The sequence below is a fragment of the Microbacterium sp. AG1240 genome, from assembly GCF_003635115.1.
GTDB lineage: Bacteria > Actinomycetota > Actinomycetes > Actinomycetales > Microbacteriaceae > Microbacterium.
Genome location: NZ_RBXJ01000001.1, coordinates 968,152 through 990,633, shown reverse-complemented (window position 1 = coordinate 990,633; position 22,482 = coordinate 968,152). Strand labels below are relative to the sequence as shown.

Annotated in this window: 21 protein-coding genes; 9 read left to right on the top strand and 12 right to left on the bottom strand. The window is 70.7% G+C overall.

Annotated elements, in window-relative coordinates; genetic code table 11:
* Window positions 1–3: 3 nt before the first annotated feature.
* Window positions 4–1,233 carry a glycosyltransferase family 87 protein gene (locus tag DEU34_RS04510; RefSeq protein WP_183042357.1) on the bottom strand — a complete coding sequence of 410 codons (1,230 nt, stop codon included), beginning with the start codon at window positions 1,231–1,233 and terminating at the stop codon, window positions 4–6.
* A gap of 59 nt (window positions 1,234–1,292) precedes the next feature.
* Window positions 1,293–2,186 carry an ADP/ATP-dependent (S)-NAD(P)H-hydrate dehydratase gene (locus tag DEU34_RS04505; RefSeq protein ID WP_121148995.1) on the bottom strand — a complete coding sequence of 298 codons (894 nt, stop codon included), beginning with the start codon at window positions 2,184–2,186 and terminating at the stop codon, window positions 1,293–1,295.
* Window positions 2,187–2,214: 28 nt separating this feature from the next.
* Here DEU34_RS04505 and DEU34_RS04500 point away from each other — a divergent pair, with 28 nt between their 5' ends.
* On the top strand, window positions 2,215–3,279 hold the full coding sequence (locus DEU34_RS04500) for an NADH:flavin oxidoreductase/NADH oxidase (RefSeq protein ID WP_121149717.1): 1,065 nt from the start codon (window positions 2,215–2,217) through the stop codon (window positions 3,277–3,279).
* Between the two features lie 140 nt (window positions 3,280–3,419).
* Here DEU34_RS04500 and DEU34_RS04495 read toward each other — a convergent pair whose 3' ends face one another.
* Both DEU34_RS04495 and DEU34_RS04490 read right to left on the bottom strand, forming a co-directional pair.
* The gene (locus DEU34_RS04495; RefSeq protein WP_121148994.1) at window positions 3,420–4,475 is read right to left on the bottom strand and encodes a hemolysin family protein; all 1,056 of its coding nucleotides are present in this window, start codon (window positions 4,473–4,475) and stop codon (window positions 3,420–3,422) included.
* A complete protein-coding gene (locus tag DEU34_RS04490; protein ID WP_121148993.1) occupies window positions 4,472–5,815 on the bottom strand; it encodes a hemolysin family protein in 1,344 nt (447 codons plus the stop codon). The genes DEU34_RS04495 and DEU34_RS04490 overlap by 4 nt, the downstream gene beginning before the upstream one ends.
* Window positions 5,816–6,132: 317 nt before the next feature.
* On the opposite strand from DEU34_RS04490, the gene DEU34_RS04485 reads away from it, so the two are divergent.
* A complete protein-coding gene (locus DEU34_RS04485) occupies window positions 6,133–7,092 on the top strand; it encodes a hypothetical protein (protein WP_147424006.1) in 960 nt (319 codons plus the stop codon).
* 155 nt (window positions 7,093–7,247) lie between these two features.
* On the opposite strand, the gene DEU34_RS04480 is transcribed toward DEU34_RS04485, so the two are convergent.
* Window positions 7,248–8,702: a GuaB1 family IMP dehydrogenase-related protein gene (locus DEU34_RS04480; RefSeq protein ID WP_121148991.1), complete on the bottom strand. Its 1,455-nt coding sequence runs from the start codon at window positions 8,700–8,702 to the stop codon at window positions 7,248–7,250.
* Window positions 8,703–8,853: 151 nt separating this feature from the next.
* Between DEU34_RS04480 and DEU34_RS04475 the strand changes: the two genes are divergently transcribed.
* Window positions 8,854–12,528 carry a multifunctional oxoglutarate decarboxylase/oxoglutarate dehydrogenase thiamine pyrophosphate-binding subunit/dihydrolipoyllysine-residue succinyltransferase subunit gene (locus tag DEU34_RS04475; protein ID WP_121148990.1) on the top strand — a complete coding sequence of 1,225 codons (3,675 nt, stop codon included), beginning with the start codon at window positions 8,854–8,856 and terminating at the stop codon, window positions 12,526–12,528.
* Between the two features lie 133 nt (window positions 12,529–12,661).
* On the opposite strand, the gene DEU34_RS04470 is transcribed toward DEU34_RS04475, so the two are convergent.
* Together DEU34_RS04470 and DEU34_RS04465 are read right to left on the bottom strand one after the other, a co-directional pair.
* Window positions 12,662–12,904 (bottom strand): zf-HC2 domain-containing protein, encoded by a 243-nt coding sequence (locus tag DEU34_RS04470; protein ID WP_116646088.1) that lies wholly within the window; start codon window positions 12,902–12,904, stop codon window positions 12,662–12,664.
* Window positions 12,901–13,497: a sigma-70 family RNA polymerase sigma factor gene (locus DEU34_RS04465; RefSeq protein ID WP_205781207.1), complete on the bottom strand. Its 597-nt coding sequence runs from the start codon at window positions 13,495–13,497 to the stop codon at window positions 12,901–12,903. Before DEU34_RS04465 ends, DEU34_RS04470 begins: the two co-directional genes overlap by 4 nt.
* A 124-nt stretch (window positions 13,498–13,621) precedes the next feature.
* Between DEU34_RS04465 and aroA the strand changes: the two genes are divergently transcribed.
* The 3 genes from aroA to bcp are packed head-to-tail and all read left to right on the top strand — an operon-like array spanning window position 13,622 to window position 16,513.
* Window positions 13,622–14,977: a 3-phosphoshikimate 1-carboxyvinyltransferase gene (gene aroA, locus DEU34_RS04460; protein ID WP_121148988.1), complete on the top strand. Its 1,356-nt coding sequence runs from the start codon at window positions 13,622–13,624 to the stop codon at window positions 14,975–14,977.
* A 15-nt stretch (window positions 14,978–14,992) separates the two neighbouring features.
* Complete coding sequence (gene rsgA / locus DEU34_RS04455) at window positions 14,993–16,030, top strand: ribosome small subunit-dependent GTPase A (RefSeq protein ID WP_121148987.1); 1,038 nt, start codon at window positions 14,993–14,995, stop codon at window positions 16,028–16,030.
* Window positions 16,031–16,039: 9 nt separating this feature from the next.
* Window positions 16,040–16,513 carry a thioredoxin-dependent thiol peroxidase gene (gene bcp / locus DEU34_RS04450; protein ID WP_116646084.1) on the top strand — a complete coding sequence of 158 codons (474 nt, stop codon included), beginning with the start codon at window positions 16,040–16,042 and terminating at the stop codon, window positions 16,511–16,513.
* A gap of 15 nt (window positions 16,514–16,528) precedes the next feature.
* Here bcp and DEU34_RS04445 read toward each other — a convergent pair whose 3' ends face one another.
* Window positions 16,529–16,909 (bottom strand): histidine kinase, encoded by a 381-nt coding sequence (locus DEU34_RS04445; protein ID WP_259460024.1) that lies wholly within the window; start codon window positions 16,907–16,909, stop codon window positions 16,529–16,531.
* A gap of 213 nt (window positions 16,910–17,122) precedes the next feature.
* Here DEU34_RS04445 and DEU34_RS04440 point away from each other — a divergent pair, with 213 nt between their 5' ends.
* A complete protein-coding gene (locus tag DEU34_RS04440) occupies window positions 17,123–17,371 on the top strand; it encodes a WhiB family transcriptional regulator (protein WP_116646083.1) in 249 nt (82 codons plus the stop codon).
* A gap of 116 nt (window positions 17,372–17,487) precedes the next feature.
* On the opposite strand, the gene DEU34_RS04435 is transcribed toward DEU34_RS04440, so the two are convergent.
* From DEU34_RS04435 to DEU34_RS04425, 3 genes are read right to left on the bottom strand one after another with little or no spacing between them, the layout of a single operon-like run.
* Window positions 17,488–18,981, bottom strand: a complete 1,494-nt coding sequence (locus DEU34_RS04435) for a sensor histidine kinase (protein ID WP_121148986.1) — start codon at window positions 18,979–18,981, stop codon at window positions 17,488–17,490.
* A gap of 39 nt (window positions 18,982–19,020) precedes the next feature.
* Window positions 19,021–20,271 (bottom strand): P-loop NTPase, encoded by a 1,251-nt coding sequence (locus DEU34_RS04430; RefSeq protein ID WP_121148985.1) that lies wholly within the window; start codon window positions 20,269–20,271, stop codon window positions 19,021–19,023.
* Window positions 20,268–20,897, bottom strand: coding sequence for an SAF domain-containing protein (locus DEU34_RS04425; RefSeq protein WP_121149715.1), 630 nt, complete (start codon window positions 20,895–20,897; stop codon window positions 20,268–20,270). The genes DEU34_RS04430 and DEU34_RS04425 overlap by 4 nt, the downstream gene beginning before the upstream one ends.
* Window positions 20,898–20,995: 98 nt before the next feature.
* Here DEU34_RS04425 and DEU34_RS04420 point away from each other — a divergent pair, with 98 nt between their 5' ends.
* Window positions 20,996–21,277, top strand: a complete 282-nt coding sequence (locus tag DEU34_RS04420) for a helix-turn-helix domain-containing protein (protein WP_259460023.1) — start codon at window positions 20,996–20,998, stop codon at window positions 21,275–21,277.
* A gap of 13 nt (window positions 21,278–21,290) precedes the next feature.
* On the opposite strand, the gene DEU34_RS04415 is transcribed toward DEU34_RS04420, so the two are convergent.
* Window positions 21,291–21,890 (bottom strand): hypothetical protein, encoded by a 600-nt coding sequence (locus DEU34_RS04415; RefSeq protein WP_121148983.1) that lies wholly within the window; start codon window positions 21,888–21,890, stop codon window positions 21,291–21,293.
* Between the two features lie 157 nt (window positions 21,891–22,047).
* On the opposite strand from DEU34_RS04415, the gene DEU34_RS04410 reads away from it, so the two are divergent.
* Entirely contained in the window at window positions 22,048–22,479 is a 432-nt protein-coding gene (locus tag DEU34_RS04410; protein ID WP_121149714.1) for an Rv3235 family protein, read from the top strand.
* Window positions 22,480–22,482 lie beyond the last annotated feature (3 nt).

The window sequence follows — 22,482 nt, the reverse complement described above, 5'->3', positions numbered from 1 at the left end:
GGGTCAGCCTTTCACGGCGGCGGGCCGCCGGGAAAGAACGGATGCCGGGTGGGAACGCGTCCGCACGCGGGCGAGTCGGTAGACGGTCCACGCGAACAGCACCACGAGGAGCACGTTGCGGAGGTTCACCAGGAGCACGGCGCCGATCTGCGCGACGAGGAGCCCGTCGTAGGCGAGCGGATACACGCCCTGCGTGAGTCCGGCGATGGCCAGCATGAGGATCGCGGGCTTGGCCCAGTGGGCACGATCGATGACGAGCCCGACGATCACGGGCGTCACGAGCCACACGATGTACTGGGGCGACCCGACCTTGTTGAACACGATGAATCCGAGCACGAGACCGAGGGTGAGCGCGGGGAAGACCGCCGCGAAACTCGCTCCCCGCAACGATTTCACCGCCCCGATCACGAACACTGAACCCATCGCCAGCAGCATGAGCGGGGTCATCGCGGCGATGACGGCGTCGACGTTCGGCCCCGTCACCTGGAAGGTGAGGATGTTGGGCTCGTAGTAGACGCTCGCACCCTCGACGCCCAGCGACGCCAGGAGCATGTAGAAGCCGCTCACCGGAGCCTCGATCTGCAACCCCCGGTTGGTCTGCTCCGTCACGAAAGCGAACGCGTACGACCCGCCCCCGGCGAGGAACACGATCGCCAGAGTGACGGCCGAGACGGCCAGGGCCCCGCCGATCACGGTGAAGCGCCGGCGCAGCGTCACGACGGCCGCGGCGAGCACGGCGGCCGGCCACACCTTGATCCACGTCGCCACGGCGAGCAGGATCGCACCCAACCAGGGACGACCGACGAGCCACAGCGAACCGGCGATGGCCAGCGGCACGGTCACCCCGTCGAGGCGGTACATGCCGACCGGGCCGAGGAGCAGGATCGCTGCGAGCCAGAACCACGCACCGGTGACGCGGCCGCGCGAGCGGGCCGTGCCCACCAGCATCCAGAACACGACCGCATCGATGAGCGTGACGAAGACCGCCCACCCGGCGGTGTACGTGAGGAAGCCGAAAGCCCAGGCGAGCACGAGGGGCACGAGGGCGAGCTGCGGGTAGACCCACGGCTCGGTGATGCCGACGATGCCTCCGCCGGTCAGCGCGCGAGCCGACCAGGGTTCGTAGACGAGGTAGACATCGCCCATCGGACCACTGGGAAGCACGTACCCGGCGACGGCGACGGCGACATGGACCACCGCGAAGGCGATCCACAACACACCCCGCCTCGACACGGCGTCCATCCTAAGCGCGACGGCCCGAGCGCCCGCACCGCGCGACGCGCGACGACTCCTCAGCGCATGCGGTGCGCGAGCACGGAGGCGACGATGCCGGGGAGCTCCTCGGTGATGTCCAGGGCGGTGATCGGCCCTCCGCCCTCCCCGTGCCGGTCGGCGGCCGCCGTCGCCGCGCGGCCGTGCAGCCACGCGCCGGTGGCGGCGAGCGCGCCCAGGCTCTCCGTGTCGCTCACCGGCTCGACCGAGGCGGCCGCGACCACCGCGCCGATGATCCCGCCGAGCACGTCTCCCGTGCCGGCGGTCGCGAGCCACGGCGTGCCGGACGTCACGCGCGCCACCCACCCGCCGGGGGTGGCGACGATCGTGCGCGCACCCTTCAGCAGCACCGTCGCACCGAGCGTGCGCGCCGTCTCGAGCGCCGCTCGCTGCCGCGCGGCGTCGTCGGCATCGCCCCCGACCGGCGCGAGCCCGATGCTCTCGCGCAGGCGGTCGTGCTCGCGCCCGTGGGGGGTCACGATGCGCGGTGCGGAGCCGACGCCCGCGAGATCCAGCGCACCCGCGTCGACGACGACAGGGAGGTCGGAGTCGAGGATGCGGCGCAGCGCTGCGTCTTCCGATGCCGGCCGGTCGGCAGCATCCGTCCCCGACCCGATGAGCCAGGCCTGCACCCGTCCGTCGGCGGTGACCGTCTCGGGGCGGCGGGCGAGGATGAGATTCTGCGCGCGCTCGGGGCCGAGGTAGCGCACCATGCCGAGGCCCGTGCGCCACGCGGCTTCGACGCCCAGCACGGCGGCACCCGGATAGCGGGTCGAGCCGGTTCGCACCCCGAGCACCCCGCGGGAATACTTGTCGTCCGACGCCGTTGGCACCCGGAGGACGCTCGACGCGCGCTCCGCGGTCCACTCGGCGGTCGTGGGATCGATCGCGGCTTCGAGCCCCTCACCAGACATGGCCCACACCCTACGCGCCGGAGGCACCATGAGCATCCTCTTCTCCCCCCTCACGATCGGTGCGACCACGTTCCGGAACCGGCTGTGGGTGGCCCCGATGTGCCAGTACAGCTCCACCGACGGCATGCCCGGTGAGTGGCACCACGTGCACCTCGCTCAGTTCGCCTCCGGCGGCGCGGGCCTGGTCGTCTCCGAGGCGGCCGCGGTGTCGCCGGAGGGACGCATCTCGCCCGAGGACGCCGGCATCTGGAACGACGCGCAGCAGGCCGCCTGGGCCCCGATCGTCGCCGCGATCCGCTCGCGCGGGGCCGTCGCCGGCATCCAGCTCGCTCACGCCGGCCGCAAGGCCTCCACGTGGTCGCCGTTCTCCGGCGAGCGCGGAACCGTGCCGTCCGACCGGGGCGGCTGGCAGAGCGTCGCGCCGTCGGCCGTCGCCTTCGAGGGGTACGCGGCTCCCGCGGAGCTCGACCACACGGGTATCGACCACGTCGTGGCGAACTTCGCCTCCGCCGCGCGCCGTGCGGTGGCCGCGGGCTTCGAGGTGCTCGAGATCCACGCCGCCCACGGATACCTGCTCCACCAGTTCCTCTCGCCGCTGTCGAACCTGCGCACCGACGAGTACGGCGGATCGTTCGAGAACCGCACGAGGCTGCTGCGCCGCGTGGTCACCGCGGTGAAGGATGCCGCGCCCGAGGCGGTCGTCGCCGTGCGGTTCTCCGCGACCGACTGGGCGGAGGGCGGCTGGGACGTCGAAGACACCGTGCGCGCGGCCGCCGTCGTAGAAGACCTCGGCGCGGAGCTCATCGACGTCTCCAGCGGCGGGCTCGTCGCCCACCAGCAGATCACCACCGGACCGGGCTACCAGGTCGCCTTCGCCGCGGCCGTGCGCGCCGGGGTGGGCATCGCGGTGAACGCCGTCGGCATGATCGACACCGGCGCGCTGGCCGAGGAGGTGCTCGCCCGCGGCGACGCCGACGCGATCATGTCGGCGCGCGAGTGGCTCCGCGACCCGCACTTCGCCCTCCGCGCCGCCGGTGAGCTGGGCGCCGACATCGCGTGGCCCCCGCAGTACGAGCGCGCCCGCCGTCGCTGAGGCCCGCAGCATCCACCGCCGCTCCCGCGGGGTTCTCCCCCCGCAGGAATGTGACGCATTCCGGCGACTGACCCCACGAATTCGTAGAGTCAGTCGCCGGAAGGTGTGGCGATCACGCGAATCGCTCGCCGCGCGAGGCGTCAGCGCCGACGCGCGGTGGCGTCCTGCACCTCGCCGACGAGCTCCTCGATGATGTCCTCGAGGAAGAGCACCGCCGTCGTCTCACCCGATTCGTTGCGCACCTGTGCGAGGTGACGGCCTGCGCGTCGCATGAGCGCCAGGGCGTCTTCGAGATCGGTCGACTCCATCACCGGAACCATGTGGTGGATCCGCTTCGACGGCAGCGGACGGGCGACGTCGGTCACCGCGCCCTCCACCTCGGCGGCGCGGAGCACGTCCTTCAGGTGCACGTACCCGACCGGCATGTTCTCGGCATCCACGATCACGTAGCGCGAATACCCGTGCTTGGCGACGGCCCGCTCGATCTCGTCGGGCGTCGTCGTCTCCGGGAGGGTCACCAGGTCGGCCAGCGGCACCGCCACGTCGCGACTCTTCTTGTCGGTGAACTCCACGACCGCCGCCACCGTGCCGGCCAGGTCGTCGAGCACGCCCTCTCGGCGCGACTGGTTCACGATCGTCGCGACCTCGTCGAGGGTGAAGGTGGATGCTGCCTCGTCCTTGGGCTCGACACGGAAGAGGCGCAGTACGTGGTTGGCGATCCAGTTCAGCGTGACGATGATCGGACGGAAGACCTTCGACACCGCCACCAGAGGCGGGGCGAGCATCAGCACGGCCCGGTCGGGCAACGAGAACGCGAGGTTCTTCGGCACCATCTCACCGAACACGACGTGCAGGTACGACACGATCAGCAGCGCGACGACGAACGCGGTCACGTCGACGGCGACCTCGCCCATGCCGGTCAGGGCCAGCGGCTCGGCCAGCAGGTGGTGGATGGCCGGCTCCGACACGTTCAGGATCAGCAGCGAGCAGATCGTGATGCCCAGCTGGCAGGTCGCGAGCATGAGCGTGGCGTGCTCCATCGCCCACAGCGCGGTCTTGGCGGCGCGCGATCCGCGCTCCGCCAGCGGCTCGATCTGCGAGCGACGGGCCGAGATGACGGCGAACTCCGCCCCGACGAAGAAGGCGTTGGCGACCAGAAGGACGACGAGCCAGGCGATTCCTGCCCAATCGTTCATCGTTGGTCACCCCCCTTCGCCGCGCGCACGAGGTCGCCGACGTTCTCCTCCACGGGCTTCGGGGTGAACGCGACGCGGTCGATGCGGCGGCCGTCCATCCGGATGACGGTGAGGGTGCCGTCCTCGACGGGCACGCTGTCGCCGACGACGGGGATGCGTTCGAGCTCGGCCATCATGTAGCCCCCGACGGTGTCGTAGACGTCGCCCTCGGGAACGCGGACGCCCGCGCGGTCGAGCACCTCGTCGGGGCGCAGGTCGCCCGGGATGTTGATCGACCCGCCGGTGCGCACGACGCCGGCGCGCGAGCGGTCGTGCTCGTCGAGCACCTCGCCCACGATCTCCTCGACGAGGTCTTCGAGGGTCACGACGCCGGCGGTACCGCCGTACTCGTCGACAACGACGGCCATCTGGTATCCCCGGGCGCGCAGCTCGGCCACGAGCGCGTCGAGGTGCACGGTCTCGGGAACGCGCAGCGGCTCGGTCGCCAGCGCCGCGGCGGGAACGTCGGCCCGGCGGTCGCGCGGAACGCCGATCGCGGCTTTCAGGTGCACGATGCCGACGATGTCGTCCATCGAGTCCTGGTAGACGGGGAACCGGCTGTGCCCGGTGCGGCGTGCCAGCTGCACCACGTCGTCGGCGGAGTCGTCCGCCGAGAGGGCATGCACGCTGGGGCGCGGCGTCATCACGTCGGCGGCGCTCAGCCGCGCGAACGTGAGGCTCCGGTCGAGCAGCGACGCGGTGTCCTCCTCGAGCATCCCCGCGCTCGCCGAGCGGCGCACGAGGCTGGAGAGCTCCTCGGCCGTGCGGGCGCCCGAGAGCTCCTCCTTCGGCTCCACACCCATCGCGCGGAGGATGCCGTTCGCGCTGCCGTTGAGCACCGCGATCGCGGGACGGAAGACGGCGGTGAACGCGACCTGGAAGGGGATCACGAGCTTGGCCGTCTGCCGCGGGATGGCGAGGGCGAAGTTCTTCGGCACGAGCTCGCCGAGGATCATCGACAGGACCGTCGCGATCGACACACCGAGGATCGCCGAGAACGGCGTGACGAACCCGTCGGGCCATCCCCACGAGGAGAAGACGGGGCGCACCAGACTCGAGATGGCCGGCTCCATCGTGTAACCGGTCAGGAGCGTGGTCAGCGTGATACCCAGCTGCGCGCTCGAGAGGTGCGTCGAGGTGATGCGCAGCGCCGCGATCGTCAGCGACAGACGCGACTCACCAGCATCCTGTCGCTTCTCGAGATCAGCGCGATCCAGATTGACCAGCGCGAACTCGCTCGCAACGAACAGGCCCGTTCCGACCGTGAGCAGAAGCCCCACGCCCAGCATGACGAATTCCATCACGCACCACCTCCGCCCGGGGCGGAGAGAGGACAGTGGGGCAACGGTCTACAAGGAGGGGGGTCGTCCATCGTCCCGCCATTCTATCCCGAGCCTCTGCGGCTCGGAGGGTGGTCCCGCGATCTCTCCCCCGGCAGGAATGTGGCGCATTCCTGCGAGTGACACCGCAGGTTCGCGCCGTCACTCGCCGCAGAGTGGCGCAGTCGTACGCGAAGACCCACCGCGTGCTCTCCTCCACAGGCATCGACGCGACGCCGCCTGTCCGCACACTCGCTGTATCTGACGAACGGATGCTGCGGCTGCACCACGCTCGACGCATGACATGGATGGATCGCCCGCCCATCTCCGCCGTGTTCCGACGGCGAGAACACGCGGAGGTGAACGAGCGCCGACTCCGCCGGATCGTGGAGCGCGGCGAAGCCGTGCGGATCGCCCCGGGCTCCTACGTGTGGAGGGATGCGTGGGACGCGGCCGACCCACTGCAGAGGCACGCGCAGCGGGTCTGGGAAGCCGCCACGCGCCTCCAGCCGGGCGCAGTATTCGTCCGTCACGCCGCGGCTGCGCTCTGGTCGATCGACACCCTCGGCGCGTGGCCCGGCCGCGTCGACGTCGCCGTCGACGATTCCGGCGGTGGCCGATCGACGGGTCTCATCGTGCGGCATTCACGGCGCGTTCCGGTGGACGGCATCGTTGCGTGGGGCGACCACTTCGTCACGACGCCCGCTCAGACGGTCGTCGACATCGCGGCCTCCCACCCGTTCACGATCGGGGTCGCCGCGGCAGACCAGGCGCTCTGGGAACGCCGGATCGGCGGAGCACTCCTGAGCGCCGACGAGCTGGGGGATGCCGCCCACGCGTTCATCGGGCGTGGCAACGTGCGTGTCGATCGCGTCGCACGGTTCGCCGATGCGCGGGCGGCGAACGTGCGGGAATCGCAGAGCCGGGTCTTGATCCACACCCTGGGGTTCCCCGCCCCCGAGCTGCAGCAGCGATTCGACCTACCCGGCGGAGGAGTCGCCTACTCCGACTTCTGGTGGCCGAGGTGGCGCGTGATCGGCGAGCTCGACGGCCTGACCAAGTACCTCGATGAACGGATGCGGGCGGGCCGCTCGCCGGCGCAGGTACTCTCCGACGAGAAGGATCGAGAGGACGAGCTGCGGCGACTCGTCCATCGCGTGGCGAGGTGGCGCGTCAGCGCCCTCGACTCCCCCTGCGCCCTCTGGGACATCCTCACCGCCGCGGGACTTCCCACTTCGATGCGTCGCCCCGGCTACTAGGCGACTGCGACAGCATCCTGCCTCTGACGCCACGAATCGCTGGCGTCAGTCGCAGGAATGCGCCACAATCCGGCACATGCCAATGCAGGGGGCACCGCAGCCGCAGTCGCACCGCAGCGGCAGCGGCAGCGGCAGCGGCAGCCGTAGCGCCGGCGTCACCACGAGACGGGGAGCGCCTTGCCCTCCTCGTAGCCGGCGGCCGACTGCAGGCCGACGCAGGCCCGGTCGCGGAACTCGGCCACGGTGGCCGCACCGGCGTAGGTGAACGACGAGCGCACGCCGGAGGTGATCATGTCGACCAGGTCCTCCAGACCCGGACGCAGCGGGTCGAGGTAGATGCGCGACGACGAGATGCCCTCGGCGAAGAGCTCCTTGCGCGCCAGCTCGTACGGGTCGAGGCGCCCGAACCGCTCGTGCACGGCCTTGGTCGAGGCCATGCCCCACGACTCCTTGTAGATGCGCCCGTCGGCGTCGGTCAGCAGCTCGCCGGGCGCCTCGATGGTGCCCGCGAACCACGAGCCGATCATGACGGATGCGGCGCCCGCCGCGAGTGCGAGGGCGACGTCGCGCGGGTAGCGCACTCCCCCGTCGGCCCAGACGTGCGCGCCGCGCGAGCGAGCGGCCTCGGCGGTCTCGAGCACGGCCGAGAACTGCGGACGCCCTACGGCCGTCATCATGCGGGTGGTGCACATCGCCCCCGGTCCGACGCCGACCTTGAGGATCGTCGCGCCGGCGTCGACCAGGTCCTCCACGCCGTCGGCGGTGACGATGTTGCCCGCGACGATCGGCAGTCCGAGCTCGAGCGACGCCACCTCGCGCAGGGCGCGCAGCATCCCGTCCTGGTGCCCGTGTGCGGTGTCGAGCACGAGAACGTCGACGCCGGCCGCGGCGAGAGCGCGCGCCTTGGCCGCGGCGTCGCCGTTGATGCCCACCGCCGCAGCGACGATCAGGCGCCCGGAGGCGTCGACGGCCGGCGCGTAGAGCGTGGAGCGCAGGGCGCTGCGCCGTGACAGCGTGCCGACGAGGTATCCGTGCTCGAGCACGCAGACCGTGTCGGCGTCGGCGGCCACGATGAGGTCGAAGGCGTGCCGCGCGGTCTCCACGTCGTAGGCGTCGATCGCCGGCGGGCGCCCTCGCACGAGGTCGCCCAGTCGTGCGTCCGGCAGGGCCGTGCCCAGCCGGGTGGCGGAGACCGTGCCCACCACGTCGTCGATGTGCACCCGGTCGGCGTTCTCGGCGACGACGATCCCGTGCCCCTCGGTCGGCGGCAGGAGGCGCGCGGCGTCCGAGACCGTCGCATCGGGCGGGAGGACGAGGGCGCTGTCCCACCGCACCGGCTGGGCCTTCACCCATCGGATGGCGGCGTCGAGATCCTGCAGCGGGAGGTCTTGCGGCAGAACGCCGAGCCCGCCCCTGCGGGCGAGGGTGGCGGCGAGTCGCCGACCCGTGACGGAGTTCATGTTCGCCGAGACCAGCGGGATGCGCGCGCCGGTCCCGTCGCCCGGCGAGAGGTCGACGTCGAGCCGGCTCGTGACCGCCGAGCGGCGCGGAACGAGGAACACGTCGGAATAGGTCAGATCGACCTCGGGCTGTTCTCCGTAGAACTCCATGCCCCTACGCTACGCGCGGGTCGGTCGCCGCGTGTTGTGCCCCGCTCCGAGGAGACCCCTCTGCCAACTGGGCTACGCTTGTGGGGCGGCGTGCAAGAGGCAGCATCGACGCGCCGCCTCCATCTTCATCGAGGAAAGCAGGCGATCGACCGTGTCGAGCCAGGTGACGGGCGTCGGTACTTCGAACGAGGGCGAATTCGGAGCCAATGAATGGCTTGTCGACGAGCTCTACGAACAGTTCAAGTCCGACCGGAATTCCGTAGACAAGGCCTGGTGGCCGGTTCTCGAGGCCTACCACCCGGTCGTCGGCGAGGCGAGCGCGACGGGAGCAGCCCCTTCCGAGCCGAAGCCCGTGACGGCTCCGATCCCGGTGATCGGCGCTCCGCCGGTCGCCCGCACGACGGCCAAGCCCGCCAAGCCCCAGCCCATCCCCGCGCAGGCACCGAAGGCAGCGCCCGCCGAGGCGAAGCCCGAGGTCGAGCCGGAGGCTGACAAGGTCACTCCGCTCCGGGGCATGCCGAAGACCCTCGCCGCCAACATGGACGAGTCGCTGACCGTTCCGACGGCGACCAGCGTCCGCACCGTGCCCGCGAAGCTGATGATCGACAACCGCATCGTCATCAACAACCACATGGCGCGCACGCGCGGCGGCAAGGTCAGCTTCACCCACCTGATCGGGTGGGCGCTCGTCCAGGCGCTCAAGGAGTTCCCGAGCCAGAACGTCTTCTACGCGGAGGTCGACGGCAAGCCCTCGGTCGTCGCGCCCGCCCACGTCAACCTCGGCATCGCGATCGACCTCCCGAAGCCCGACGGCACGCGCGCACTGCTCGTTCCGAGCATCAAGCGCGCCGACACGCTCACGTTCGACGAGTTCCTCTCCTCCTACGAAGACCTCGTCAAGCGTGCGCGCAACAACAAGCTCACCGCGGCCGACTTCCAGGGCACGACGCTGTCGCTGACCAACCCCGGCGGCATCGGCACCGTGCACTCGGTGCCGCGCCTCATGAAGGGGCAGGGGTGCATCATCGGAGCCGGTGCCCTCGAGTACCCCGCCGAGTTCCAGGGTTCGAGCGACACGATCCTGAACGAGCTCGCCGTCGGCAAGACGATCACGCTGACCAGCACCTACGACCACCGGGTCATCCAGGGCGCGGGCTCCGGCGAGTTCCTCAAGCGCGTGCACGAGCTGCTCACGGGTGAGCGCGGCTTCTACGACGACCTGTTCGCGGCGCTACGCATCCCGTACTCCCCCATCCGCTGGGGCAAGGACATCCACGTCGACCTGTCCGAGCGCATCGACAAGGCCGCCCGGGTCCACGAACTCATCAACGCGTTCCGGGTGCGCGGCCACCTCATGGCCGACATCGATCCGCTCGAGTACGTGCAGCGCACCCACCCCGACCTCGAGATCGAGTCGCACGGTCTGACCTTCTGGGACCTCGACCGCGAGTTCGTCACGGCGGGCTTCGGCGGCAAGCGCGTGATGAAGCTCCGCGACGTCCTCGGCGTGCTCCGCGACTCCTACTGCCGCACGATCGGCCTGGAGTACATGCACATCCAGGACCCCGTGCAGCGCAAGTGGTTCCAGAACAACGTCGAGGTCAAATACACCAAGCCCGGCCACGACGAGCAGCTGCGCATCCTCTCCAAGCTCAACGAGGCGGAGGCGTTCGAGACGTTCCTGCAGACGAAGTTCGTCGGGCAGAAGCGCTTCAGCCTCGAGGGTGGCGAGTCGCTCATCCCTCTCCTCGACGAGATCCTGCGGGGCGCAGCATCCGCCGGACTCGACGGAGCCGCCATCGGCATGGCCCACCGCGGTCGCCTCAACGTGCTGACCAACATCGCGGGCAAGACCTACGGTCAGGTCTTCCGCGAGTTCGAAGGTTCGGTCGCCCTCGGAAACGAGCGCGGCTCGGGCGACGTGAAGTACCACCTCGGCACCGAGGGCACGTTCGCGACCGAGACCGGCACGGAGCTGCCGGTCTATCTCGCGGCCAACCCGTCGCACCTCGAGACCGTCGACGGCGTGCTCGAGGGCATCGTCCGCGCCAAGCAGGACCGCAAGCCGATCGGGAGCTTCTCGTGGCTGCCCGTCCTCGTGCACGGCGACGCGGCGTTCGCCGGACAGGGCGTCGTCGTCGAGACGCTGCAGATGTCGCTGCTGCGCGGCTTCCGCACCGGCGGAACGATCCACGTCGTGGTCAACAACCAGGTCGGCTTCACCACTCAGCCCTCCGACGCGCGGTCGTCGGTCTACGCCACCGACGTGGCCAAGACCATCCAGGCGCCGATCTTCCACGTGAACGGCGATGACCCCGAGGCCGTCGTCCGCGTCGCGCAGCTCGCGTTCATGTACCGCGAAGAGTTCCACCGCGACGTCGTCATCGACCTCGTCTGCTACCGCCGCCGTGGACACAACGAGGGCGACGACCCCTCGATGACCCAGCCCCTGATGACGAACCTCATCGAGGCGAAGCGGTCGGTGCGTCGCCTGTACACCGAGTCGCTCATCGGTCGCGGTGACATCACGCAGGAGGAGTACGAGCAGGCCAAGGCCGACTTCCAGGGTCGACTCGAGGTCGCCTTCGCCGAGACGCATGCCGCCGAGACCGGTGCGCTGCCCATCGCCGACCCGGATGCTTCGGACGAGCCCGTCGCGGGCGAGCCCGAGACGACCGGTGTGTCGATCGAGGTCGTGCAGTCGATCGGCGACGCGTTCGTCAACAAGCCCGAGGGCTTCACCGTCCACACGAAGCTCCAGCAGCTGCTCGACAAGCGCCTCGAGATGAGCCGCAGCGGCAACATCGACTGGGGCTTCGGCGAGCTGCTGGCCTTCGGCTCGCTGCTCCTGGAGGGCACGTCCGTGCGCCTCGAGGGCCAGGACTCCCGCCGCGGCACCTTCGTGCAGCGCCACTCCGTGCTCCACGACCGCGCCAACGGGCAGGAATGGATCCCGCTGTCGAACCTCAGCCAGAACCAGGGGCGGTTCTGGGTCTACGACTCGCTGCTGAGCGAGTACGCGGCCATGGCGTTCGAGTACGGCTACTCCGTGGAGCGGGCCGACGCGCTCGTGCTCTGGGAGGCGCAGTTCGGCGACTTCGGCAACGGTGCGCAATCCGTCATCGACGAGTTCATCTCGTCGGCCGACCAGAAGTGGGGCCAGCAGTCGAGCGTCGTGCTGCTGCTCCCCCACGGCTACGAAGGCCAGGGGCCCGACCACTCGTCGGCGCGCATCGAGCGCTACCTGCAGCTGTGCGCGCAGGACAACATGACCGTCGCGCGTCCGTCGACCCCGGCGTCGTACTTCCACCTGCTGCGTCGCCAGGCCTACCAGCGTCCGCGTCGTCCGCTCGTGGTGTTCACGCCGAAGGCGATGCTGCGTCTGCGCGGGGCGACCAGCCCGGTGGAGAACTTCACCACCGGGCGGTTCGAGCCCGTGCTCGACGACGACCGCGGCATCGACGCCTCGAAGGTGACCCGTGTGCTGCTCCACGCGGGCAAGATCCACTGGGACCTCCGCGGTGAGCTCGAGAAGAACCCGCGTCCGGAGATCGCCCTGGTGCGTCTCGAGCAGTTCTACCCGTCGCCGGTCGCCGAGCTCAACACCGTGCTCGACCGCTACCCGAACGCCGAACTGGTGTGGGTGCAGGACGAGCCCGAGAACCAGGGCGCCTGGCCGTTCATCGCTCTCGAGATGGTGAAGCACCTGCACGGTCGCACGATCCGCCGGATCTCGCGTTCCGCAGCCGCCTCTCCCGCCACCGGTTCGCCGAAGGTTCACGCTCGCGAGTCCGCGGCCATCCTCGCGGAGGCCGTCGCGCCGTAAGCGCCTGCGAAGAAGGCCCCGCACGGTTCGCCGTGCGGGGCCTTCTTCGTGGTGCGGTGCGACACGCGCTCGCGCACGCCGACGCGTCACGCCGACCCGCGATGCTCAGCGGGCGGTCAGAGCCGCCGAGGGGTCAGCGACTGGTCTGCGCTGCCGCGAGGCGGGCGAGAACGAGGTCGCGCAGGTCTTCGGGTGCCGACTCCTTGCACGCGCGGGCCACCACTTCGGTGAGCGTGCGGGCGACGAGCGCCTCGTCCTGACATCCGGGGCAACCCTCGAGATGCTGCTCGATGTCGTGGTGCGAGGTCTTGCAGACCTCGTGGCGGAGGTACTCCTCCAGGTCGCGTCGGGCCTTGTCGCAGCCGCAGTCGCTCATTTCTCTACTCCCGACGCGGCGGTGAAGCCGCGCTCCTTCGCGTAGCCGGCCAGCAGTTCACGCAGCATTCGCCTGCCTCGGTGCAGGCGGCTCATGACCGTGCCGATCGGAGTCTTCATGATGTCGGCGATCTCCTGGTAGGCGAAGCCCTCGACGTCGGCGAGGTACACCGCCAGACGGAAATCTTCGGGAATCGACTGGAGGGCGTCCTTCACGACGGATGCGGGCATCCTGTCGATCGCCTCCGCCTCGGCCGAGCGCGAACTCGTGGCCGTCGTCGATTCGGCTCCCCCGAGTTGCCAGTCCTCGAGGTCGTCGATGGTGCCCTGGTAGGGCTCACGCTGCTTCTTGCGGTACGTGTTGATGTAGGTGTTCGTCAGGATGCGGTAGAGCCACGCCTTGAGGTTGGTCCCCTGCGTGAACGACGACCACGACGAGAAGGCCTTCACGAACGTCTCCTGCACGAGATCGGCCGCGTCGGCCGGGTTGCGCGTCATACGCATGCCAGCCGCGTACAGCTGATCCATGAAGGGGAGCGCCTGCTCCTCGAACTGCGCGCGCGTTTCCGCTGCCGCGTCGACCTCGTCGTTCATCACCGGCCAGTCTATGTCGGGCCACGACGCAGACACCGGCACGGTCGTCTGCGGCGATCGTGAGTACTCACGTTCCAGGATTGCAGGCATCAGGCTCCTTTCGCCTTCAGTAGAGTTGAAACCGATGACCGCCGACGGCTATTCCCCGATCACCACGAACGCGACAGCTCCCCGTGGGGAGTGGGCCGCGCCCGTCTCCGAGGGCGCCATCCGCGCGTCGCTGTCGGTGCCCGGCTCCAAATCGCTCACAAACCGCGAGCTGATCCTCGCGGCGATCGCCGACGGGCCGGGGATGCTGCACTCCCCGCTCCACTCCGACGACTCGGCGCGCATGATCGACGCTCTCCGCGGACTGGGCGTCGGGATCGAGGCGGTCGCCACCTCGGGATCCTTCGGCCCCGACCTCATGGTCACCCCTGTCGCCCCCTTCCGCGGCGGCACCTCCATCGACTGCGGGCAGGCCGGTACGGTCATGCGTTTCGTCGCCGGACTCGCCGGACTGGCCGCGGGCGACGTGGTCCTCACCGCTCATGAGAGCGCACTGCACCGCCCGATGGGGGCGATGATCACGGCGCTCCGCGACGTGGGCGTCGACATCGACGACGGCGGTCGGTGGGCCCTCCCCTTCGCCGTGCGCGGCCACGGCCACGTCCGCGGCGGCGAAGTCGAGATCGACGCGAGCGCGTCGAGCCAGTTCGTCTCGGGCCTGCTCCTGGCCGCACCGCGCTTCGACGTAGGCCTGCGGCTCCGGCACGTGGGCGGCAGGCTCCCCAGCATCCCCCACATCGACATGACGGTCGAGGCGCTCGGCCACCGCGGCATCCACGTCGAGCGGCCCGCCCCCGGCGAATGGCTCGTGCCGGCGGGCCCGGTGCGCTCGAAGGACGTGACGATCGAGCCCGACCTGTCGAACGCGGCGCCGTTCCTCGCCGCCGCCATGCTCACCGGAGGAAGCGTCTCCGTGGCCGGGTGGCCCCTGCACTCGACCCAGCCCGGTGCCCTGCTCACCGACATCCTGACGGAGATGGGCGGTCGCGCCACGCGTCGCGGGGGCAGCCTCACCGTGACGGCCGGAGAGTCGATCGTCGGCGTCGACCTCGACCTGTCCGCCGCCGGAGAGCTCGCCCCCACCCTCTTCGGTCTCGCCGCGTTCGCCGACGCGCCCACCACGCTGTACGGCATCGGGCACATCCGAGGGCACGAGACCGATCGCATCGCCGCCCTCGTCGGCAACCTCCGCGCGCTCGGCGGCGAGGCGGAGGAGCTCGAAGACGGCATCCGCATCGTTCCCCGCCCGCTCACCGGCGGCGTCTGGCGTGCGCACCACGACCACCGCCTCGCCACGACCGGCGCCCTCATCGGCCTGCGCGTGCCCGGTGTGGTCGTCGACGACATCGGCACGACGGCCAAGACCATGCCCCAGTTCGCGCACCTGTGGCAGCGGATGCTCGACGGGTCCCCCGCGAGCGCGGGATCCTGACCCCGTGACGGCACGATGAGCTGGATCGACGACTCCGACGACGACGAGCCGGAGTTCGACGAGTCCGACTTCCGCGCGCGCCCCAACCCGCGGGCCAACCGGCCGCGCACGAAGCGGCGTCCGGCACACGCCGACGCGACCATCGCGCGGGTGCTCGGAGTCGATCGCGGCCGATACACGGTTCTCGTCGACGAGAACACCCCGGAGGAGCGACGCGTGACGACCACGCGGGCGCGGGAGCTCCGCCGCGAGCGGATCGTCACCGGCGATCTCGCCCGCGTCGTCGGCGACACCTCCGCCACCGAGGGCACACTCGCGCGGATCGTGGGGCTGGAACCGCGCACGTCACTCCTTCGACGAAGCGCCGACGACACCGATCAGGTGGAGCGCATCATCGTCGCCAACGCCGACCAGATGCTCATCGTCGTGGCCGCAGCAGACCCCGAGCCGCGAGAGCGCCTCGTCGACCGCTACCTCGTGGCAGCTCTCGACGCAGGGGTGCGCCCTCTCCTCGTCGTCACGAAGACCGACCTCGCCGACCCTGCGCGCTTCCTCTCGCACTTCGACGGCCTCGAACTCGAGGTGTTCACGAGCGGGCGCGACGAGATGCCCCTGGAACGCATCGGCGCCGCGCTGATCGACCACTCGACGGTCTTCGTCGGGCACTCCGGCGTCGGCAAGTCCACGCTCGTCAACGCCCTCACCGGCTCCGATCGGGCGACAGGGCACGTGAACGAGGTCACCGGCCGCGGCAGGCACACCTCCTCGTCGACCGTGTCGCTGCGGTACCGCGACGAGGGCGGGTCGGGCTGGGTCATCGACACGCCCGGCGTGCGCTCGTTCGGGCTGGGTCACGTCGACCCGGCGAACATCCTGGGGGCCTTCACCGAGCTGGCGCTGGTGGCGGAGGAATGCCCCCGCGGGTGCACGCATCTCCCCGATGCGCCCGACTGCGCGATCGTCGAGGCCGTCGGCGAGGGCCGACTGGGACCGGAGGGCGCCGCCCGATTGGATTCCCTGCAGCGGCTGCTGGCCACCTTCGCCGGATCGTAGGCTGGTCGGGTGACCCATCTCGAACCCGGCTCCGTTGCGCCCGACTTCACCCTCCTCGACCAGGACGAGCGACCGGTGTCGCTCTCGGACTTCCGCGGCCGTCGCGTCATCCTGTACTTCTACCCCGCCGCGATGACGCCCGGCTGCACGACGCAGGCCTGCGACTTCCGCGACAGCATGGCGTCGCTGCAGGGAGCGGGCTACACCGTGCTCGGCCTGTCGCGCGACGAACCCGCCAAGCTGCGCCAGTTCCGCGAGAACGACGGCATCACCTTCCCCCTGCTCAGCGACCCCGACCATGCTGTGCACGAGGCGTACGGGGCGTGGGGCGAGAAGCAGAACTACGGCAAGACGATCACCGGGGTGCTGAGGTCGACGTTCGTGCTCGACGAGGACGGCGTCGTGCGCGAAGCCCTCTACAACGTGAAGGCGACGGGGCACGTCGCGCGCCTGCGCAAGACACTCGGCGTCGACGCCGCCTGACGGTCGGCGTCGACGTCATTCGTCGTCGGGACGCTCCGGCGCGGCCCGCCTGACTGCTCCGACGAGGAGCACGAGTCCGATCGCACCGGGCGCGGCGATCGCGAGGGCCGTCAGCGGGTCGGCCTCCGCCCCCGTGAGCGCACCCAGCGCGACGGCGAGGATGAGGATCTGCACGACGATCCCGCCCGAGCGCCCCCACGATTGGTCGCGTGCGGTGGCGACCGCGAAGGCGGCCAGGGCACCGGCCGCGACCACGGTGAGCACGATCAGTGCGAGAGCCGTCGTGAGGAAGACGGTGTCGCCCTCGAAGAGCGCCACGATCTGCCACACCACGAGCGCGAGCGCACCCACGGCTTCGAGCGCCAGCATGGCTGCGGCGAGAACGCGCACGGGCACGATGCGTCCTTTCGGGAACCGGATGCGGGCGGTAACTCCCTGGAAACCTGCCGGTTACCTCTTGATCGTCCGGGAGCGCTGTGGGAGCATGGTCGAAGCCGTGTGCTCCCACAGCGAAGTGGGGCGGGCCTCTGCCCGCATCTCCCACCAGGGTACCCGACACCCGAATACGGGATCCGAACCCATCCGACTTACGTCACAAGGAGCACCACCATGGATTGGCGCGACAAATCCGCCTGCCTCACCGTCGACCCCGAGCTGTTCTTCCCCGTGGGGAACACCGGCCCTGCCGTCGACCAGATCGAGAAGGCGAAGTCGGTCTGCGCCCGGTGCACCGTCACCGAGGTGTGCCTGCAGTACGCGCTCGAGTCCGGACAGGACTCCGGTGTCTGGGGCGGTCTGTCGGAAGACGAGCGTCGCGCGCTGAAGCGGCGCGCCGCGCGCGCCCGTCGCGCCTCCTGAGCGCCCATCACCGGCGTCACCCGCTCACCGGCGGGCTCCTGACGCACACCTGGTGAAACCACCTTCGCGGTGAGCAACCGCCAACTGAGCGGGGAGCGTCTTCGGATGCTCCCCGCTCAGGCGCGAGAGCGGTCGATGTAGCGCATGGGGATGTCGATCGTCACCTCGGTGCCGCTGCCGACGAGAGTGTGCCAGTCGATCGTGCCGCCCAGCTCGCCCTGGATCAGGGTGCGGACGATCTGCGTTCCGAGCCCTTGGCCGACGTGCCCCTCGGGCATGCCGACACCGGAGTCGCGGACGCGCACCTCGAGTCTCTCGTCGGATCGCTCGGCGGTGATCTCCACCTCGCCCTCGCGCCCGGCGAGTCCGTGCTCGACCGCATTCGTGACGAGCTCGGTGAGAGCCAGCGCCAGTGGCGTCGCGTACTCGCTCGGCAACGTTCCGAAGCGGCCCGTCGAACGCGTGCGGGCGCGGGTGTTGGGAGCGGCGGCGACCTCGGCGACGAGCTTCAGCACGCGGTCGAACACATCGTCGAAATCGACGTTCTGGGCGAGACCCTCCGAGAGGGTGTCGTGCACCACGGCGATGGCCGACACGCGTCGCATGGCCTGGCTGAGAGCGTCCCGGGCTTCGTCGGAGTGGGTGCGCCGCGCCTGGATCCGCAGCAGCGACGCGACGGTCTGCAGGTTGTTCTTGACCCGGTGATGGATCTCGCGGATCGTCGCATCCTTGGTGATGAGTTCCTGCTCCTGGTGCCGGATCTCGGTCACGTCACGGCAGAGCACGATCGCGCCGATGCGCACGCCGTGATCGCGGAGCGGGATGGTGCGCAGCGACACCTGCACGCCGCGGGCCTCGATGTCGGCCCGCCACGGAGCACGCCCGGTCACGACCACCGGCAGCGACTCGTCGACCTCGCGGTCGGCGGGGAGGATGCGGGTGGTGACGTCGACGAGCGCCTCCCCCTCGAGCTCATCATCGAAGCCCATGCGATTGAACGCTGAGAGGGCGTTGGGGCTGGCGAAGGTGGTGATCCCGTCGACGTCGAGCCGGATGAGGCCGTCGGAGGCCCGCGGTGCGCCGCGGCGAGGCGCGATCGGAGCCGCGAGATCGGGGAACTCCCCCGACGCGACCATGCCGAAGACGTCGTCGGCGCAGTCGTTGAAGGTGATCTGCTGACGCGAGGGGATGCGTGCCTCGCCCAGGTTCGTGTGACGGGTGAGCACGCCGACCGTGACCGGTGCCTGACCGGCCTGGGTCGAGGTGCGGACGATCGGCACGGCGCGCACGCGCGTGGGAGTCTCCTCGAACCAGTCGGGCGACGCCGAATCGATGATGCGGCCGCTCTGGAAGGCTTCGAGCACCTGCGTGCGCCACTGCGGCCGCACGCGGTCGCCGACGATGTCGCGGTAGAACAGGGTGGCGGCGCCGCCCGGGCGGGTGTGCGCGACGGCGACGAACGAGTCGTCGGCGGTCGGCACCCAGATCACGACGTCGGCGAACGCGAGGTCGGCGAGCAGCTGCCCGTCCCCGGCGAGACGATGGAGCCACTCGACATCCGGTTCCGTGAATCGGCCCTGGGCATAGACGAGGTCGCTGAGCGTGGACACCCCCCTAGCGTACGGGGAGCCTCCCCCGTCCACCGACGCTCACGCGGTACGCGCCACGCGTCGCCCGATGGAGCCGCGGCGCGTTCGGGGAGCCGCTGACGCTGCCACCGCCGGAGCGACCGCCTCACCGACGACACGACGCACGGCAGCGGCGAGCGGAGAGCGGGGGGACGTCTCCGCGACCGGTCGAGCCGCCAGCACCGCGGCGTCTGCCGAGCGGGGATCGAGGGGGACGAACCAGACGTCCTCGATCCCCGCGAAGCGCTCGAGCGTGCGACGCACCTGCCCTCGGGCGTCGACCCCGAGGGTGCCCGGGCGCATCCTGTTCGCGACGACGACGACGCGTGTCGTCCCCACCGCAGCGCGCAGCTCGGCGTGCGCGCGGAGGAAGCGCGACACGCCTACGGGATCGGCCGACAGCACGGCGACGATCATGTCGGCCTCCCGCAGCGCGCCGAGCGTCGCCGCGTTGCGTCGCGGCCCGTCGAGGTCGCTGACGATCTCCTCGTCGGTCTCGAGAGAGGCCGCGACGTCGACCACCACGTGGTCGGCCCAGCGCCGACAGGCGCGCAGCGCTCCCGTCACGCGATCGTGCGTCAACTCGGGCCACCTCCCGGGCCGGTTGATGCCGGTCAGCACGTCCACGCGCCCCGCTCCGGCCCCGATGGGCACGCTGATCCGACGGAGCTCTTCGTCGTCGAGCTCGGCGAGACCGACCTGGCGGCACGCCGCGGCGAAACCCGGTCCCTCGTCGGCGAGCCCCAGCATCACCGCCAGCGCGGGCGCGTGCGTGTCGGCGTCGACCAACGCGACCCTCGCCGCGCTGCGTCGGAGTTCGACGGCGAGCTCGATGGCCAGGGTCGAGCGGCCGGGCGCGCCGTGCGGCCCCCACACGGCGATCACCCCGCTCCCTCTCGCCGGCGGCGGCGTCGGCGCAGCGACGAACGTCGCCGCGGGGCTCGCGAGCGCATCGGCGAGCACCCACCCCTCGACGTCCAGCGGGAGCGGCCGGGCCAGTCCGAGCAGCTCGGCGTCGCGCCGGGCCGACGGCTCGTCACCGAGGACGACGACCCTGACAGCACGCCGCTGGCACTCCTCGACGAGAATCCGCGACAGGCCCCGCCGGGACGCCTGGACCACCAGGACGTCGGCATCGGCGGCGAGTACATCGCGCGGCGTGCGCGACGCAGCATCCGCGTCGACGACCGCGACGACGGTCAGACCTTCGCCGCGGAGCTCGGACGCGAGGCGGGCGCCGCGGGGCGCGTCGACCGCGACGACCACGGTCATCGCGTCGCCCCGGCGATCGGCACCACCGACAGCACCGAGCCGTCGGACTGCGCCCCGAGGATCGTTGCGACGTCGGCTCTCGCGATCACGAGCTCGAGTGTCGCCGCGGGGCCGGCGATCATCGCGTCGTCGCGGCTGACACGGGCCACCGTGGCGTCGGCGATGAGGATGCGCGGCACCTCGAACGTGTCACGATCGAGAGGGGGCGCGTGCCAGACCTCGACGCGCGTACCCACCCCGATGGCCTCGGAGACGTCGGTCGTCGAGCGGACGACGACGCTGGTGGTCCGGGCGTCGCCGGCACCGCCGACGGCGTCGACCGGCACCAGCTCGCCCTCGCCGATCGTCCTCGTCGCCACGAGTGCGTCTTCGAGCGCGGAGGCCGGGAGATAGGAGCGCCGCGCCTGGCCGAGAGCGACGTCGACGACCCGGAGATCGGAAGGGGTCACCGCCTCCCCCGGCACGATCGTGCGCGTCGCGGCGTAGACCGGTTCGGTCTGCCGGGCCGCGGCCACGACGAACCAGACACCGGCGATGGAGACCGCGATGAAGACGATCCCGATCAGGAATCGGGCGTCGGCCCAGAACGTCCGCGGTCGTCGGCGAGGAGAGTCGATGGCCGTCATGGCGACCATGGTGCAACGAAGCGCGCCGGCCCGGCGGCGATTATCCACAACCGCGCGGGTCGCTGCGGCGCCGCCGTGGCGACGCTCATAATGAAGACATGCCAGATGTCCCCCCGACCGGCGCGCGGATGCTCGCGCCGTCGCAGGTGGCCGAACTGCTCGACGTGACCGTCGAGGAGGTCATCGCGCTCGTCCACGACGGACGCCTGCGAGGCGCCCGCGTCGGCACGCCCGCGAGATGGCGGGTCGACGCGGACAGCGTCGAGGGATACCTCGACGATCAGGCCGAGGAGGCGCGGCGGATCGCGCTCTGGCGACAGTCGAACGCCGCCAGCTTCCCCGAGCTCTGGGGCAGAGGAAGCGTGCGCAACCCCGACTGAGCCATCCCCCCGCTCACACCGCGATCGGCGCGTCGATGCCGATCCACGCGACCGAGGCGAAGGGGATGATGCGGTACGCCGAGACCTCGGCGCGACGACGCGGCGCCCCCGGATCGTGCAGTGCGAGATCGAGATGGTCGGCGCCAGCGCGGTCGATCGTCCCCGAGAAGACGCGCGCGGAGGTCGCGTGGATGCTGACCCCCGCCCGGCGGCGCACGAGATCGCGCACCGCGAACCCGAACGTGGCGCGGCGGGAGACGGGCGCCTTCGCGGTCGCGCCCGCGGGCCGCGCGGTGCGCAGGAGTTCGGCGTGAGGCGTCCTCACGGCCGTCACGGAGGTCAGCGGGACGAGCGCGGCGCCGGCGCGGGTCTGCCACGGGGACACGAGCAGCCAGTCCGCGCCCAGGGCGGTGACGGGGGCATCGAGCGCGGTGCCGTCGATGAGCTCGAGGGTCGCGGAGGCGTCGGCACCGACCATCGCGGCGACACGTTCGTGCAGGGTCAGCTTCGACAGCCGCAGGCGCTCCGCTTCGCTCTCGAGGGCAGCGCGCTCGGCCTCCCACTCCGACTCCAGCTGATCTTCGATGTCCTCGAAGAAACGGTCCCATCGCATGACGCCGACGTTAGGGCAGCTACCCCGTGGCCCGGATCGCTTATCCACATCCTGGAAAAGTTCGGCCACCGTAGCAGATGTTGTGCTGTACTGAGCGGAAAGTCCCCCGCTGGACTCAACGACACCCCCGGTCGAGAGAGGCGCACTGATGGCATCGATGTCGACGAGCTCTGCCCGCGCATTCCCCCTCACGGTTCGATCGCTGGAGATCGACGAATACTTCGCACCCCAGCCCACCCGCTCCAGCGACCTCCCCGCCCCGGCGCCGCTGCTGCGCAACCTCACGCTCGGCGTCCTCGAGGTGCTGGCCGGCGTGCGCGAGATCGAACAGCTGTCGCGCTGGCTCACCGAAGACGCCTACCGCAGCCTGCTGACGCGCGCCAACCTCGCCACGCGGGCCCGCAGCGCACGAGGCGTGCCCGCCGCGCGCCCGGTGCACCGGATCCTGTCCGTGCGCGAGTGCGTGCCCGCCGACGGAGTCGTCGAGGCGGTCGTGATCGTCGCGGGCCCGGCGCGCACCCGCGCCGTGGCCATCCGGCTGGAAGGGATGGACCGTCGCTGGAGGGCGACGTCCCTCGCCCTGCTGTGACGC

Coding starts and splice junctions, on each gene's coding strand:
- DEU34_RS04485 (WP_147424006.1), top strand. CDS start 6,133: ATGACATGGATGGATCGCCCGCCCATCTCCGCCGTGTTCCGACGGCGA.
- DEU34_RS04495 (WP_121148994.1), bottom strand. CDS start 4,475: ATGAACGATTGGGCAGGAATCGCCTGGCTCGTCGTCCTTCTGGTCGCC.
- DEU34_RS04440 (WP_116646083.1), top strand. CDS start 17,123: ATGGATTGGCGCGACAAATCCGCCTGCCTCACCGTCGACCCCGAGCTG.
- DEU34_RS04490 (WP_121148993.1), bottom strand. CDS start 5,815: ATGGAATTCGTCATGCTGGGCGTGGGGCTTCTGCTCACGGTCGGAACG.
- DEU34_RS04505 (WP_121148995.1), bottom strand. CDS start 2,186: ATGTCTGGTGAGGGGCTCGAAGCCGCGATCGATCCCACGACCGCCGAG.
- DEU34_RS04425 (WP_121149715.1), bottom strand. CDS start 20,897: ATGACGGCCATCGACTCTCCTCGCCGACGACCGCGGACGTTCTGGGCC.
- DEU34_RS04470 (WP_116646088.1), bottom strand. CDS start 12,904: ATGAGCGACTGCGGCTGCGACAAGGCCCGACGCGACCTGGAGGAGTAC.
- rsgA (WP_121148987.1), top strand. CDS start 14,993: ATGAGCTGGATCGACGACTCCGACGACGACGAGCCGGAGTTCGACGAG.
- DEU34_RS04465 (WP_205781207.1), bottom strand. CDS start 13,497: ATGAACGACGAGGTCGACGCGGCAGCGGAAACGCGCGCGCAGTTCGAG.
- DEU34_RS04430 (WP_121148985.1), bottom strand. CDS start 20,271: ATGACCGTGGTCGTCGCGGTCGACGCGCCCCGCGGCGCCCGCCTCGCG.
- DEU34_RS04410 (WP_121149714.1), top strand. CDS start 22,048: ATGTCGACGAGCTCTGCCCGCGCATTCCCCCTCACGGTTCGATCGCTG.
- aroA (WP_121148988.1), top strand. CDS start 13,622: ATGACCGCCGACGGCTATTCCCCGATCACCACGAACGCGACAGCTCCC.
- DEU34_RS04500 (WP_121149717.1), top strand. CDS start 2,215: ATGAGCATCCTCTTCTCCCCCCTCACGATCGGTGCGACCACGTTCCGG.
- DEU34_RS04415 (WP_121148983.1), bottom strand. CDS start 21,890: ATGCGATGGGACCGTTTCTTCGAGGACATCGAAGATCAGCTGGAGTCG.
- DEU34_RS04420 (WP_259460023.1), top strand. CDS start 20,996: ATGCCAGATGTCCCCCCGACCGGCGCGCGGATGCTCGCGCCGTCGCAG.
- DEU34_RS04480 (WP_121148991.1), bottom strand. CDS start 8,702: ATGGAGTTCTACGGAGAACAGCCCGAGGTCGATCTGACCTATTCCGAC.